The sequence below is a fragment of the Sphingobacterium paramultivorum genome (assembly GCF_014109745.1).
GTDB classification, from domain to species: domain Bacteria; phylum Bacteroidota; class Bacteroidia; order Sphingobacteriales; family Sphingobacteriaceae; genus Sphingobacterium; species Sphingobacterium paramultivorum.
Map to the genome: position 1 here is coordinate 4,676,173 of NZ_CP058555.1, position 15,698 is coordinate 4,691,870.

Genomic DNA, 15,698 nt, shown 5'->3' on the forward strand with positions numbered 1-15,698 from the left:
GGTCACAAAATAACATAATAGGAAATCAAATGAAATCAACGGCCCTTACACGCAAGGAATTTATCAGAAACTCTGCTCTGGCTCTTGCGGGTGCAACATTTATCCCAGGAATGCTATTTGCAGAAAATCAACATAATGCGGTTCATCAAGCACTTTTGAGCGGCTACCAAGGCAAAAAAAGTTACACGTTGAAAAACGTGTTGTTGGAAACCGGATTTGAGTACGATGGTGATGGCAATGTAACCGCAACAAAGACCGGTCTTTTTTCCATTCAGATAGCAAACGGCAAAATCAAAAATATAAGTACCAACAGCAACAGTGTTGATGCGATCGATGCAAAAGGACTTTTGATGCTGCCTTCTTTTAAAGATATGCATATCCATTTGGATAAGACCTATTATGGCGACAAATGGCAGGCAGTAAGACGTGGCCCCGGAGGTGTAAAGGGTATGATTGCTCTTGAACAGAAAATTTTGCCCGAACTGCTCAAAAACTCTACCCATAAAGCAGAAAAACTAATTGAACTGTTACAATCCAAGGGAACTGCCTTTGCACGTAGTCATGTCAATATTGAACCGACATCCAAACTAGACTCTTTACATCATCTGCAACTGGCACTTGAAAACAAGAAAAATGGATTTGGAGCTGAATTGGTTGCTTTTCCACAACACGGTGTCTTCTATACCGATTCGGTACCTTATCTCAAGGAAGCGGCTAAAACCAATATTGATTTTATCGGTGGGGTCGATCCTTTTTCCATCGATGGCGCTATTGAAAAAACAATGGATTTTACGGTTCAACTGGCATTGGACAACAACAAAGGAATTGACATTCACTTACACGAGTCTGGAGAATCGGGTTTGAAAACTGTAGAATACTTAATTAATAAGGTAAACGAGAACCCTGTTCTCAAAGGCAAGACCTACCTCAGCCATTGTTTTGTGCTTGGTCGACTGGAAAAAGCCAAACAACAAGAAATGGCCGAGAAACTGGGTGCCGCACAAATCGGTATCGTTTCTACGATCCCATTTGGAGGGTTGATTATGCCTATTCCGATGCTCATGGAAAATAATGTTAAAGTCATGACGGGGAATGACAGTATTGTAGATCATTGGAATACTTTCGGAACAGGCAGCGTGCTACAAAAAGCTAATCTTGCAGCTCAGGTATACGGCCAGGCTACAGAATATGCACTATCCCGTATGCTGAAACTTGCTACTGCAGGCCCTACTCCATTGGATGACAAAGGCAATATGCAATGGCCAAAAGTCGGAGACAGTGCAGATATTGCATTCCTTGACGCAAGTTGCTCAGCGGAAGCTATTTCAAGAATATCGCCCGTAAAATCACTTATCTATCAAGGAAATCTTGTTTTCTAGCCGTAAGACAAGCCAATAAACGACGCAGGCAGAAAACATCTCCTATGAAAACCAGAAAGGTTCGGGGTATAATACCTTCGGACCTTTTATTTATATTTAAAACGCCTCATAATCCATGGTTCAATCCGATCGCTCAGGAAATAGGCAAGTGCGAGCATAAGCACTATAACAGCTGAAAGGAGCAAGTACTTATTGACATGCAGGTAAAGGTGATTAAAAATAATAAAGCCTATGTGTTGGTGGATTAAATACAGCGGGTAAGTCAACATGCCAATTTTAACAAATTTGGACGAATTGATCGCCTGCAGCTTTTTACAGGAAACCAGTAACATAAGCAGGTAAAACACAACAATGGAAGCCCCAATAATATAAGGGGAAAAATCACTGTGAAAAGTACGTTCCAACCAATGGATCCGACCTATAGCGCCATCGATGGAAATATACAAGCACCAAGGTAAAGCGACAAAATGCTGGACTTTTGGTCCATGCAGAAAAATCTGACAGAATATAATTCCCGCAATAAAATACGCACTCCAGTCGAGTAAAAAAAACTCGTGGAGCCCATCATAAATTTCCGAAGGCCCAACAAAAAAGCGTAAGCTGGACAATAGCAGCCAAAAATAAACCAAGTAATCCAAGCTTATTTTTTTAAATCGATTTAGAATTAGAAATAAAGCGATGATCAGGTAAAATTTCAACTCCACATAAAGTGACCAATAAGCGCCATCGACATCCCCCTGTCCCCATAGTTTTTGCACCATGGTCAGATTGGCCAATAGTTGGGTAAATGTGACATGATAACGTGGTGCGCCCCAAAAATAAGAAACGATAAAAGTCAACAGCAAACAAATCCAATACATTGGATATAAACGCTTGAAACGGGAATAGCAGAACTTACGTAGCGAAAGATGTTTAATGGAAAAAGCGATCACAAAACCACTAATGATAAAAAATAAGTCTACCCCTAGATAGCCGTATTTAAAATATTCTCCGACTCCATCGAAACCCAATAGCGACATATTCCCGGCTGCATACCCCCGATATAAATAATGATATAATACAACGGCGGATGCTGCGATAAAGCGAAACAGATCGATTTGATAGATTCTTTTGGACTCGGACATTTGAGAGCAAATATACGCTGTTTCCGGAAAATTTTAAGGAGCAATATACTCGCTATATAACAGATGCCATATAACAGCTATTATTAAAAGACACCGGCAAAAAGCGCCTGCTCTCACTCAACTTTATAACATCATTATGTGACTTGTTTACATTGCATTTAGCGCGGTTGCTGAGTAACTTTACTAGAGTTTAATCCCATAAAATAGAGGAAATTATGAAAAAGAACCTATTTATACCCCTCATTGCACTTGCAGCCATATGTTTTGGACATCAAGCCAAAGCCCAAGTGACAGCGACCTCCCAACCTGTTACTGTAAATATCAACTTGACAGATGCTATTTCAATCACATTAGGCGCAAGCCCAACAGTCAATTTTGCATACACCACTGCGGCCGACTATACCGCATCGAAAACTGTTGAAAAAGCAGGCCACTTTACCGTCGTTAGCAATAAGCCGTATAACCTTACCGTTGTCGCCACGGGAGCATTTACACCTGCCGGAGGTCCTGCCCTAAATGTTGTAACAGTTACAGTTCCGGCAGCGAGTGCCAATGGAGGTACCCCAGTGGCGAACGTACCACTTAGCACTACTGCTGCATCATTGGTTACTAATTCAACAGCTTCTACAGGAGCAAGCTACACAGTGGATTATACCATAGCCAATCCTGCATCCCTGTTGAATCTTGGGGCATCTGCTTACAGTACTACGGTCACTTATACAGCGACGCAACTCTAATTAGAAAAATAATTTTCGCTTGTGAGATATTATTTAACATTATTAGTCCTTTATATCTGTAATACCCTGACCTATGGACAGGGTATTTCAATTTCTCCCTCCCGCATTTTTTTTACTGGCGAACCGGGACAGACAGTTTCTCAGGTGATTACTTTTAGCAACACCTCGAACGCTGAGCTCAATTTTGTCGCCAACTTGAAAGATTGGGACCGCGATTCTATTGGGGTAAAAAAATATTATTCTCCGGGTCAAAAAGAGCAATCAAATGCGGCCTGGCTTACGCTATCAGAAAATACTGTGCGCCTGGCTCCGGGGGAGACCAAATCGGTCAATCTTTCCATGACGATCCCCAAAAACCCAGCTCCGCAGCAGCTAAGCAACACCATGCTTTTTTTTACACAAGTGAAAGAACAAAAGGCCGCACTGCAAAATGGCCTCAATATGAACGTGCTTATTGAAGTAGGTATTCAGGTTTACCATACCCCTTCCGGATTAAATCCTGGAGATCTGGAATTCCTTGCTTTTGAGGATAGACATTTGATTCCGACTCAGACGGGTAAGTCTGTGCGCCGCATGGATGTACACGTTAAAAACACCGGACAAATTAACAAGGATGCATATGTACGTTTTGAGCTAACCAATACAGAAACGGGAGAGGAAATCCCTATTAAAGCCGTCGCTATCGCGATGCTCCCTAATTCGGGACAGTGGGTACAAATAGACCTTCCAGAGAAACTTGCTGCCGGCCGCTATCTTGCCGTTGCAATATTAGACGCGGGCAGCCAATATGATTTGAAAATTGCAGAGAAAGAAATTACATATTAAGCGGAATTTTGCGGTTTACTTCCTAGGCTTATTTAGCTTCTATGGGCATCGTACTTATGCACAGACGACGACTTCCATCACCTTACCTCAAGCGAACATACAGGCTAGAACCGACTATAATACGACTATTAATGCGGGGACCTATAACAGTGTCATCACCTTACTTCCTTCTTTTTCCGTAAAATCCACTGCAGCAAATTTTACCAGCACGACAAGTGGAAGCTTTCCGGCCAGTTTAGTGCACATGAAACTTTCGAGTATTGGCAGTCTTGTATTACTTGGGTTGGGCACAAATAATGAAGTCGCCCTATCAACTAGTGGCGGTGTACTCTATGCGGCTGTAGCTAGCGTCGCTTCGGGCGCGGTAACCGCCAATGCACGTATTGCTACTGCGAGCCAGACTTGGACTTCTGGGGTATTTACAGATGATGTCAGCTTTTACACGCAAGGATTATTGGCGGGGTCTATCTCTCCAGCAAGCTTCACGCTATCCATCACCATCCCCGGATTTATCAGTCCACCAAGCAGTATAGGAACAACCAATATAGCTGTAAACGATCTTAGTTTTTACCGTTCTGTCAATGGGATCAGCGCCAGTCAGGTAATACCAGTATCAAGCACCGTACCTTACGTCCCAAGTATCCGATCAAGCAGCGCTCAATTTAGTTTTAGTACAACCTTTGCCAACAACGCTTCGCCTGTTTCACCTGTCTCCACAGTGAGTGCTTCACTCAGTGGTGTCGCGACAGCAACCTCGGCCATTTTGTCGACCAGTGACCAAACACTTACAAGCGCTGCCGGAATAGCCGTTCCTGCCAACAACAGCAGTTCGATCACACATACGTACGCCATTAGCACCGCATTCCTAAAAAGCAACTTTATACAAGCCGGAACCTATACCGTTCCCCTCACCTACACCTGGAACAAGTCGTCCTCGGCCACCTATCCTACAACACCGGTACAGGCGCAGGCTAGCGGAAATTTGACAATTGCTGTCAGCGACTTGGGAGAAATCATCGCAAATCAGCAGTCTGTTAATCTTCCTTTTACGACAACCAGTAATTATGTTAACGGAGTTAGTACGAATATGCCCACCCATATAAAACTGAGTAAGACCACGCCCTACAACTTGTATGTACGCGCCACTTCTTCTAGTTTTACCTCCGGCGTCAACAGTATTCCATTAAGTGTTTTGCGTATCGGTCCAATGACTGGTCAGACTGGAGTAAATACAGTCACCCTCTCCACAACAGCCCAACAACTCATTCAAAATGCAGACCCTGTCATTGATCGAACACTTGACATGCAATACAGCATTCCAGCATCCCAGACTAGTAATCTTTTTGGCAAACCAGCCGGCACTTATACCGCGAATATCATCTATAGCTTTGTAGCTCCTTAAAATCTTTTAACACCGACTTTACGCCTTTGATCGCTGTATCGAAGGGAGGGCAGCTCAGTCAGTCCTTCAGCTTTCACTTCTGCTTCGCAATTTGAATTTTCAATAACAAAAGGCATTCCTTCCGTCTCAACCGTCAACTTATAAAAACCTATAGGCAAATAGAAAACATATTCTCCTGCTTCGTTGGTTAATGTATTATATTTCTTGCCTTGTCTATCATTCGCGGTAATTCTGATCCCACTCAAATCAGGCTTAGACTCCAGGTATTTATTAGTAATTAAGTGCATTTTACCTTTTGCGGATTTCGTTTTTATCAGCGGGATATCCATTGACTGATTTTTTGTAAGCACAATCGTCGATGGCCCCTGGGAAATCCAACCTTGATTATTTTCTGCTTGAATGGAAAAAGAGCCAGCTTCCATGTCAACAAATTTGACTCGTCCCTTTTCGTCTGTTATGGCGGCGTCTTTTCCGATTCGAATCAATACCGATTCGACAGAAGGTTCCTCGCTATCTCTAATTCCATTGTTATTTTTATCGTCAAAACAGGTCAGCTGCAAGCGATAGCCTTTATAATGTCCCCTATGTCCAAAATTCTTTTCTATCCCTATTCGAATCTGTCTATTGTTAAACGAATAGCGGTCCAGAGGTTGCGGTTGCGGCGGATTTATTGGATCTGTTATAAACAGTAATTTTCCTTTGATAAACGTATAAAAAATATCTGCAGTGAGACTCCAGTTGTCCTTCATTCGCCAACGTGCATTCCCATTGATGGACAAATTATTGCTTCTCGAAAAGCTATAATAACTGTACATGGTCGCAAGCTGTACCTGTAAATTATGACCGAATGCCTCGAAGTGTGTGTTAGGTCCCAGTGAATACACCCTATAATTAGAATTGGCATAGGTAGCCAAAAGATCACTCAAATAATAGGGGTTGATCTGAACAAATGCATTAAAGCCGAAAAGTGCATTGTCGTAGTTACCCGATACACGTAATGAATGAAAGGGTGCAATGGGCTTTTCAGCTGTATTTTTGTAAGTATAACCATAGTCTGTTTGGAGCGAGAAACGATGGCTTTGCGTAAAAAAATTAAGGTCTGCAACAGTTCTTAAGGAACTGGACTTCCAAGCTACAGCAGCATTTCCCAAGCCCAACCAGCTGTGATAATCTGCACGCTGCTTCATCCAATAAGGCCTCAAATCAACATTTAACCTCCCTAATGCAGTACGATATCCCAGTTCATAAATTTCAATACGATTGCTGTTGTTAAAAAGGTAGTTCCTATCCCCAACTTGATACTTGGGTTGGTTATCCATAAAACTCATCCTGATCGATATGTTCTTGGCTTCCTCCAGCGGAATGACAACACGTGAATCCGACTGCAGGAGTCCCCTTCTGAGCCCAACATAATAAGGAGAACTATAATAATTGATACTTGATACCTGCACTTCATTAAAGATTCCATTATAATTCACACCTGCGGCCAAACCGAATTTATGCCCTCCTGCGTCCAATTGTTCTACACTTGTCCCTGCTTCCCAAGTAAGATTTTGTTTTTCCGTCCAGTCTTTGTATCCCTTTCCGCTAAGCAGATGGCTTCGGACATTTCGATAATTGTCTTTGCTGTGCAAATAAGCAAGGCTACTTTCTTGGTTTTTCTCGGATGTAAACGCATACTTTAGCCCCAAAACGCCCCCCCCAGGCGAAAAACTACTCATCTGATTCCAAAGAAAATAATTGTTTTGGACAGCGTATACATTGATCGAACGCGATTTATCAAATTTATAGTTTGCTCTAAGTCCGCGACCATTAACATATTGATCAAGATTTTCGTAAATATTACCCGCTTTCAGCCCCCATTTTTCCGTTTGATAATTGAGATAACTATCATACATATTAAGAGCACGTTGACTTCGAAAATAATCAACATTCATGCGATAGCTCAACGAGCTCTCTTTACTCAGCGCAAGATTTCCATATCCCTGCAGTTGATACACGGATATATCCTGCCCCATATTGAGATAACGTAGGGCGATCATATTATTATAAGGCTGATTCTGCAAGTTCATGGCCGAACCGAACCGTTTTACGCTCCCTACTGTCATGATGCGAACCCGGCTCGATGCCAGTTGTTTACCACCCGCCTCGACAGCTATCATAGTCAGTTCTACATCAGTAGCTATTTTTTTTGTGCGCATACGAGCTGTAAATGTCAATAGCGATTGTCCGCCCGCAGCCAATGTTATTGGCAATGTTTCGCCGTTGATTTCCAGTTCGGAAGGAAGGTTGCCAAATTGCAGTTGAAATGTAAGTGGTATCAATCCCGTATTAAGTGCACGCACCAAAAACTGAGTTTGTCCAGTTGACTGATCAATAAAATACTCGGACAGCTCAGATTGAATCAGTAAAGCCGCTTGAACATCCAGTTTTGTATAGAAAACCTGAGGTGGCTGAATAATTAGAGTGGTGTCTTCCGAATTCAGTCCGACACTAAATTTTTGTATTGCATTCGAGATTGTCCGTCGATCAGTCATGTATTTCAGGGGAAACATTTTCGTTTCATGTGCCTTAAGCTGTATTAATGGTGGCAATTTGATCAGACCTTGTAAAGCCTTCGTATCATTGGACCGAGCAGTGAGTTCAACTGTTCTATCGGTGTAGTTCACAATGGTTAATTTGTTGGAGAATGTTTGGGACGAAGAGATTAGGATGGAATCGTACTCGAAATGGAAGGCAATATCGTATTGTTGCTGACTTTTCGCTATGGATAAGAAAAGAGCAGAGTAGCAGAAAAGAAACACAAACACTAAAAGGCTTCTTATTGGCATAGCATATCATTAAAGTAGCTATAAAAATCAGGCTAAATTTAAATAGATCGAAATTTAGGAGGTCACATGTTCATGTAATGAATTATTAAGCCGTCAATTGCGCAATCAATTCACCTTTACTATTGATCTGAAACTTTCTATATATTCGCTTGATATAAATACGTACCGTGTCCAACGAGATTGCATATTTTTGGGCAATCATTTTATAGCTAAGGCCTTCAATAATACCATTAGCGATCTGCAACTCGCGCGCAGTCAGTAAATTTTCGGATTGTTTGGCACTGAAGGCCTGTTCAATCAAAGCGCGATTAACAAAAGGGCTAATAAAAGAACCATTTCCCAATGTCATTGTTATCGCATTTTTTAAAGATTGGAGACATGTTTTCTTCAACATATACCCCACCGCACCTTGCCTAAAACAGCTACGCACCATCCTTACATCACAATTATTGGTCAGAACCAGTATTTCAGCCCTTGGGAACACGCTTTTCACCCTTTCGACAATTAAGCTATCCTGATGATCAATGTCGACAATCATAACATCAGGAACTTGATTGCGCCCTGAAGACGCAAGTGTATCCCGATCAAAGAGTACATGGATCGGGATTGTTGATTCAGCTATATTTTTTTCCGAGATGATTTTTTTTGTTTCCACCCGTTCTTGCTCATCCATGTCTATTATCCCAACTGTAATCATGATATTTCACATTTTAATTAAACTGAACACTATAAACCCTACCGATTTCCACGCTATTTAGAACTCTATGCTATCAATCTATTGTAATATAGACAAACCGATCCTTAAAATTGTTTCTAAAGAAAAAAAATAATCATAATAAAATTTAAGACGAAGTGAAATTAATCACTTTAGAAATGAATTTCACAATAATTTATATACTGGCCAATAAATAGATTAAAAACGATTTATATAAATATAATTTTTATTATTTAGAAATCTAAATTTCTTCGACTGAAAATTAAATGTCACAACATCATATGCTATTCACAGCTCTACAAGTCGTGGTCCACACATTACTAAAAACTTAATTATATTTGAAAAAAAATCCCGATGGGTCGTCTATCTATCCTATTTATTGTTACTTTAACAGTGTTGTTTATCTTTCCTGCACATGGCCAAAATAGTGGTTGGGACAAGTTAGACAAGCAGCTGGCGGAAGCAAGCAGCGATTCTACACGAATATTAGCTTATTATAAAGTTGCTTCAGAAATTTACCGCAGTAATCCCCAAGAAGCACAGGAGATCGTTTCCAAAGGGTTAAACCTCATCAGCGAAAAGAAATTCGAACCCTTACAAATCGATTTATTAAATCTACAAGGTGTCATTTACCTGAAACTTAACAACTTCGATGAAAGTGTAAAAACTCATTTCAAGGTACTCAAAAAACGGGAAGAACGAAACGATAAGAAAGGGGTGATGCTTTCTTACCTTAACATAGGAAATGTTTTCAATAAAAGTTATGATCCCGACCAGGCCTTAAAATATTATCAACGGGCACTTGATCTCGCAAAGGAATTGCGCGACACTAGGAATCGTGCCAACATATCGACTAATATTGGGAATATATATGCCCAAAACGCCTTGAATGGAGAGAAGAAGCAGGATGTTGCCCATGCAATCGATTATTTGGTAAAAACGGTTGAATTCTGTAAAGCCAATGCACCCGAAGTCGACCTTTTCAATACCTACATTTTATTAAGCTATCTCTATCTCAAGGCAGATAAGCTCGAATGGAGTACATACTATACCGATCTTGCGATTGACATTACCGCGAAGAAAAAGGATCCTGTCGGCGAAAGTTATGCCCGCATCAATCGGGCGAACATTTACGTCAAAGAAAAGCGGTTTGATCTGGCCGCAAAAGAAGTAGCTCTTATCAAAAGTGTGATCGCAGAAAGCGGCTTCACAAATCTGACGGAAGATCTTCAGGGAGATTTCGATAAAATAGCGAAAGCGATCAAAGAGCAGGATGCACATTTAATACTGAGTGATCAGGATAGTTCGGATCGAAAGTTTCACGAAGATGCTGAGGTTTTACGCGTCCGTATTCGGGAAGAACTTCGAGAGAAGTATGAAAGTGAAAAGAAGGAACTTGAGAATAAAAACTTGTTATTAAAAAACGTGAGTGTAGAACGTGAAGCACATTGGGTAAAATTGATGTGGCTAACAACCTTTTTTATTCTTTTAATTATCTCGATTATGGTGTTGTTGTTGATCAGAAAGAATAGATTATTACGTGAAGAAAAACGGAAAGTCGATCAGCAGGCCACCGAGATCAGGCATCAACATGAAGAACTCCTCCATGCCGATCGGTTTCGATCCAGTATATTTTCCGTTGTGTCGCATGATCTTCGCAGCCCTATTGCGACTTTCCAGACTCTACTCTCTGTAGCAAAAATCGTAGATCTGCCAGCCAATGAAATCAAAGAAATGCTGCTCAACATTGGCTATCAGGTAGAAGTTGCTTCAAAGATGCTAGATGATCTTTTAGTCTGGTCCTCGCAACAGATGGCCGATGACAAACTCGAAATCCAAACAGTATATCCATTACATGTGATAGAAGAATGTCAGCAATTGTTTGCCGACAGAATTCACCTTAAGAAATTAAATGTAACGATTGACATCTCTGCCGAATTGGCCATCAAAACAGATTTAAAGCGGTTTGAGTTTATTATCCGCAATATCTTCAACAACGCCATCAAATTTAGTCTCAGCGGAAAATCTGTTGTAATTGGTCAGCAGGAGAATCCCCAAAGCATTATTATCTCTATTCGAGATGAAGGTCTAGGCATGGACGCAGCTACTATCCGTTCACTTCAGGACAAGGGATTTCAAAAGAGTTTCGAAGGCACTTTTCATGAAAAAGGGACTGGAATAGGACTTCTATTATGCCACGAATTTGCAAAGCGAATTAACTGTACAATTTCTATCGAAAGTACGATTGGGTTTGGAAGTACATTCTATATTCAGATATCAAAAAACAGCTGATTTACGCTACTTGAATTGTTTCCTTGTCCGCTCATTTAGGCGAGCCCTTTCACTATCAAAAAACCAACCCCATTTTCTAAAATATGCGCGGATAGAGCTAATATGAACCTTAAACAGACCATAACTTTTACTTGAGCCTGCTGCATATCCGTGTACAACAGCTACTTTAGGGTAATATACCGTCCTATATTTTACATTCATCCTTCTCGATATGTCCCAATCTTCAAGATACATAAAGAAGCGGTCGTCATAAAGTCCTATTTCCTGTAGTGCTGAGACACGAAATAACGTAAAACATCCAGAAATAACAGGGGTATCATATATTAAGTTTGAGGCTATATCTCTAAGCTCGTATTTTGTAATAAAAGATTTGAATACGTTAAATTTACGATATAATATCCGTTTGTAAAAGGAAATAGGGGTAGGCAAAAATTTCGGCAAATACTGGATAGTCCCATCCGTATTCAGTATTTGCGGCATAACCATACCTACTTCATCATTATTCTCCAAAAAATCAACTAGCGACATGACAACATGGTCTTTCAAATGCACATCTGGGTTAACAACAAAGTGATAACGGCTCCCGAGAGACATCGCCTTCTTGATTGCAATATTATGCGCAGCGCCAAATCCTGGATTATCCGCTTGATGTATATATTGAATATTTGGGTGATTAATCTTAATCTTTTCTTCGATAGCATTAAATGGCGAATTGTCAATAATAAAAAGGGTATTGATACCCGACTGGTTTAATCCATTTAATAGAGATTCGATCTCAGCATATGTTTGTTTAAATAATACTATTGAAGCAGTTATCATTTTTATTATAATAATGAATTGTGTGATAGTCTTGAATAAGAACTATACTATCCAGATTGACCATAAAAATTGCAAATTTAATATAATTATTTAACTAATTGTATTAAATACTCCCCATATCCGGATTTTCTTAGTGGAGACGCAACATCCAATAACTGTTGTCGGTCAATATACCCCATTCGATAAGCTACTTCTTCTATGGCACCTATTTTCATTCCTTGCCGTTCTTCGATCACTTGTACAAATTGCGCAGCCTGCATCAAGGATTGAACAGTTCCTGTATCTAACCAGGCCGTTCCTCGATCGAAAACCCCCACTTTCAATCTACCCTGACGCAAATATTCTTTATTGACATCCGTAATTTCCAGCTCTCCCCTGGAAGAGGGTTTTATACTTTTAGCAATAGCGACGACATCATTATCATAGAAATAAACACCGGGCACCGCATAGTTGGATTTAGGTTCTTTTGGTTTTTCCTCAATAGAAACAACATGCTTTGCATCGTCAAATTCAACTACACCATACCGTTCCGGATCTTGAACGGGATAGGCAAAAACAACACCTCCATCAGGATCAGCACAAGACTGTAAAAGCTTCGATAAGCCCGATCCATAGAAAATATTGTCTCCAAGAATAAGGGCTACCTTATCGTTACCGATAAATTCCTCGCCCAATAAGAACGCCTGTGCTAATCCATCGGGACTTGGCTGTTCTTTATATTCAAATCGACAGCCCAATTGTGTGCCATCGCCAAGTAGTTTTCTGAAATTCGGAAGATCCTGTGGCGTCGATATAATCAAAATCTCACGTATCCCCGCTAACATCAATGTTGAAAGGGGGTAATATATCATGGGCTTATCGTATACAGGCATTAGCTGCTTGCTTACAGCCAGTGTTAAGGGATGTAATCTTGTTCCTGAGCCGCCTGCTAAAATAATTCCTTTCATAGTACTTGTATTTAAATTGAGAACACTCTCTTAATTTTTAAACTCTTCAGCTAACATGTTAGCCAGACTTTTTTCCCAGTTGGGCACTTCAACCGCAAAAGTATCCTTGATCTTTGATTTATCGAGCAAAGAATACTTTGGCCTACGCGCAGGTGTTGGGTATGCACTTGTGGGAATCGGGTTTACCTGACAATCAAACGAACGAAAATCACGTATCGCTACAGCAAAGTCATACCAAGAAACCGCCCCCTCGTTGCTATAATTATAGATGCCGGATTCAAATCCGGAAGAATCTGCAATTTTTAATATTGCAGCAGCAAGATCTCTTGCATAGGTGGGGCTTCCAATTTGGTCGTTGATTACATTGACTTCATCACGCTCAGCCATTAAACGGCACATCGTTTTTACAAAGTTTTTTCCGTAAGAGGAATATACCCAAGAGGTACGTATGATGATTGCTTCAGGACACCATTTCTGAATCGCCTGTTCTCCGGCCAGCTTAGTTTCTCCGTATACATTGATAGGTGCCGTTGCAGCCATTTCTGTTAAAGCCACATCAGATGTCCCATCAAAAACATAATCAGTTGAAATAGCGATAAGTCTTGTATGATTGATGTGGCAGTATTGTGCAATCTCTTCACAGGCAAAATGATTGACCAGATTCGCAGTCACCTGATCCTCCTCCGCTTTATCTACGGCTGTATATGCACCTGCATGAATAATGAGATCAGGTTGATATATCGCCAAGATTTCCTGTATGATCTGGATTTGATCCAACGGTAATTGTTTCCTATCCAAAAAATAGCACTCTTTTTCTGTATCCTCCAGCAAAAGATCTTTTAATTCTGACCCAACTTGCCCCGAAGCCCCTGTTATAACAATCCGCATATACTCTTAAATTAATTTCAGGCGTAATCCTTCAAAGGATTGTGCCTTCTGGTCTTTTTGTGAGAGAATCATTCGTTCATGGGGAATTTGCCAATCTATCGCCAATTGCGGATCTAAAGGATTTATACCATCTTCTGATTCTTTATGATAGTTATTATCACATTTATAGAAAAACACCGCATGTTCTGACAATACCGAAAAGCCATGTAAGAAACCTCTCGGTACAAATAGCTGCTTTTTATTATCAGCTGAAAGTTCTACGCTAATATGTTGTCCAAACGTAGGGGACCCTGGACGAACATCGACAGCGACATCCAATACGCTACCTTCAACAACACGGACTAATTTTGCCTGCGCATGCTCACCGCCTTGCAAATGTAGGCCGCGTACGACACCAAACTGTGATTTGGATTGATTATCCTGAACAAAGTGTGGCTTATAACCTAATATGGAAGTTAGTTTCGTTTCATTAAATGATTCAAAAAAATAACCTCTTTCATCCTCAAAAACAGTCGGTTCAAGTATAAAACAGCCCTTTAATTTAGTTTCCGTATACCTCATCCTTATGCGTCTTTGTATTGATTGTCGTAATATTTTTTATAATCCCCAGATGTTACATGTTCCAACCATTCCTGATTAGACAAAAACCAATCTATAGTTAACGACAGTCCTTCTTCAAAAGTTACTGAAGGCTTCCATCCCAATTCCTTATTGATCTTCGTAGCATCAATGGCATAACGCAAATCATGTCCCGGTCGATCTTTAACAAAAGTAATCAATTGTGCTGAAGAGCCCTTGGCACGATCCAATTTCTCATCCATTTGTTTGCACAGCTCCTTGATCAGATCTATATTTTGCCATTCATTGAATCCGCCCACGTTATAGGAATCTCCATTTTTCCCTTCATGAAAAACGAGATCAATGGCTTTTGCATGGTCGATCACATATAACCAATCGCGGGTATATTTTCCATCACCATAAACAGGGAGTGCTTTATTATTTAAAATATTATGAATACAAAGCGGAATCAATTTCTCTGGGAAATGATTAGGACCATAATTATTGGAACAGTTGGTCAAAACAATAGGCAAGCCGTAGGTATCGTGGTAAGCCCGCACAAAATGATCCGAACTTGCTTTGGAAGCTGAATACGGTGAGTGCGGATCATATTTTGTCTCTTCCGTAAAATATCCCTCGTTACCGAGAGCGCCAAAAACCTCATCTGTTGATACGTGATGAAAACGTTTTCCTTCAAAATTATCCTTCCAAATTATCCGGGCCGCGTTCAATAAATTGACCGTTCCTATAACATTGGTCATAACGAAAGCCATTGGATCGACAATTGAACGGTCGACATGGGACTCCGCTGCCAAATGGACTATGCCATCGGGCTGATATTCTTGAAAAATAGCCAATACAGCATGTTGATCTGTAATATCTCCCTTAACAAAGGTATAATTGTGCAAATGCTCTATATCCTTTAGATTCTCCAGATTACCCGCATAGGTCAAAGCATCCAGATTAACAATCCGATATTCGGGATATTTTAATACAAACTCACGTACAACATGCGAGCCTATAAATCCTGCTCCTCCAGTAATTAAAATTGTTTTATTCATATAATGACTATCGAATGTTTAGGCCATTGACCTAGGAATGATGAATTCACCAAATAGTTCGCTAAAATTAGGATGATTTTTGTTAATTGACAAGTTTTAATCCTTGAGTAAACATAATCA

13 protein-coding genes are annotated in these 15,698 nt (G+C 40.4%); 5 read left to right on the forward strand and 8 right to left on the reverse strand.

Translation table 11 applies throughout. The features are described from left to right. Nucleotides 1–29 precede the first annotated feature (29 nt). A complete protein-coding gene (locus tag HS960_RS19515; RefSeq protein ID WP_159730367.1) occupies nucleotides 30–1,379 on the forward strand; it encodes an amidohydrolase in 1,350 nt (449 codons plus the stop codon). A gap of 86 nt (nucleotides 1,380–1,465) precedes the next feature. On the opposite strand, the gene HS960_RS19520 is transcribed toward HS960_RS19515, so the two are convergent. Continuing rightward, complete coding sequence (locus HS960_RS19520) at nucleotides 1,466–2,503, reverse strand: acyltransferase family protein (protein WP_182330436.1); 1,038 nt, start codon at nucleotides 2,501–2,503, stop codon at nucleotides 1,466–1,468. A gap of 215 nt (nucleotides 2,504–2,718) precedes the next feature. On the opposite strand from HS960_RS19520, the gene HS960_RS19525 reads away from it, so the two are divergent. The 3 genes from HS960_RS19525 to HS960_RS19535 are packed head-to-tail and all read left to right on the forward strand — an operon-like array spanning nucleotide 2,719 to nucleotide 5,467. Then, nucleotides 2,719–3,240, forward strand: a complete 522-nt coding sequence (locus HS960_RS19525; protein ID WP_159730363.1) for a hypothetical protein — start codon at nucleotides 2,719–2,721, stop codon at nucleotides 3,238–3,240. Nucleotides 3,241–3,261: 21 nt separating this feature from the next. Then, nucleotides 3,262–4,065 carry a fimbrial biogenesis chaperone gene (locus HS960_RS19530; RefSeq protein ID WP_159730361.1) on the forward strand — a complete coding sequence of 268 codons (804 nt, stop codon included), beginning with the start codon at nucleotides 3,262–3,264 and terminating at the stop codon, nucleotides 4,063–4,065. Further along, the gene (locus tag HS960_RS19535; protein WP_182330437.1) at nucleotides 4,040–5,467 is read left to right on the forward strand and encodes a hypothetical protein; all 1,428 of its coding nucleotides are present in this window, start codon (nucleotides 4,040–4,042) and stop codon (nucleotides 5,465–5,467) included. The genes HS960_RS19530 and HS960_RS19535 overlap by 26 nt, the downstream gene beginning before the upstream one ends. Here the strand turns inward: HS960_RS19535 and HS960_RS19540 are convergent. Further along, nucleotides 5,464–8,298, reverse strand: a complete 2,835-nt coding sequence (locus tag HS960_RS19540) for an MSCRAMM family protein (RefSeq protein WP_182330438.1) — start codon at nucleotides 8,296–8,298, stop codon at nucleotides 5,464–5,466. The two genes, HS960_RS19535 and HS960_RS19540, sit on opposite strands and share 4 nt — an antisense overlap. Before the next feature lie 85 nt (nucleotides 8,299–8,383). Then, nucleotides 8,384–8,995 carry a LuxR C-terminal-related transcriptional regulator gene (locus tag HS960_RS19545; protein ID WP_159730355.1) on the reverse strand — a complete coding sequence of 204 codons (612 nt, stop codon included), beginning with the start codon at nucleotides 8,993–8,995 and terminating at the stop codon, nucleotides 8,384–8,386. A 372-nt stretch (nucleotides 8,996–9,367) separates the two neighbouring features. Between HS960_RS19545 and HS960_RS19550 the strand changes: the two genes are divergently transcribed. Further along, a complete protein-coding gene (locus HS960_RS19550; protein ID WP_182330439.1) occupies nucleotides 9,368–11,305 on the forward strand; it encodes a tetratricopeptide repeat-containing sensor histidine kinase in 1,938 nt (645 codons plus the stop codon). Nucleotides 11,306–11,311: 6 nt separating this feature from the next. On the opposite strand, the gene HS960_RS19555 is transcribed toward HS960_RS19550, so the two are convergent. The 5 genes from HS960_RS19555 to rfbB form a co-directional block, all read right to left on the reverse strand. Then, nucleotides 11,312–12,124, reverse strand: coding sequence for a glycosyltransferase (locus HS960_RS19555; protein WP_202883704.1), 813 nt, complete (start codon nucleotides 12,122–12,124; stop codon nucleotides 11,312–11,314). Between the two features lie 86 nt (nucleotides 12,125–12,210). Next, nucleotides 12,211–13,071, reverse strand: a complete 861-nt coding sequence (gene rfbA / locus HS960_RS19560; protein WP_182330440.1) for a glucose-1-phosphate thymidylyltransferase RfbA — start codon at nucleotides 13,069–13,071, stop codon at nucleotides 12,211–12,213. Between the two features lie 30 nt (nucleotides 13,072–13,101). Then, the gene (gene rfbD, locus HS960_RS19565) at nucleotides 13,102–13,959 is read right to left on the reverse strand and encodes a dTDP-4-dehydrorhamnose reductase (protein ID WP_182330441.1); all 858 of its coding nucleotides are present in this window, start codon (nucleotides 13,957–13,959) and stop codon (nucleotides 13,102–13,104) included. 6 nt (nucleotides 13,960–13,965) lie between these two features. Further along, nucleotides 13,966–14,520: a dTDP-4-dehydrorhamnose 3,5-epimerase gene (gene rfbC / locus HS960_RS19570; protein ID WP_182330442.1), complete on the reverse strand. Its 555-nt coding sequence runs from the start codon at nucleotides 14,518–14,520 to the stop codon at nucleotides 13,966–13,968. 2 nt (nucleotides 14,521–14,522) lie between these two features. Then, complete coding sequence (rfbB, locus tag HS960_RS19575) at nucleotides 14,523–15,578, reverse strand: dTDP-glucose 4,6-dehydratase (RefSeq protein ID WP_182330443.1); 1,056 nt, start codon at nucleotides 15,576–15,578, stop codon at nucleotides 14,523–14,525. Nucleotides 15,579–15,698 lie beyond the last annotated feature (120 nt).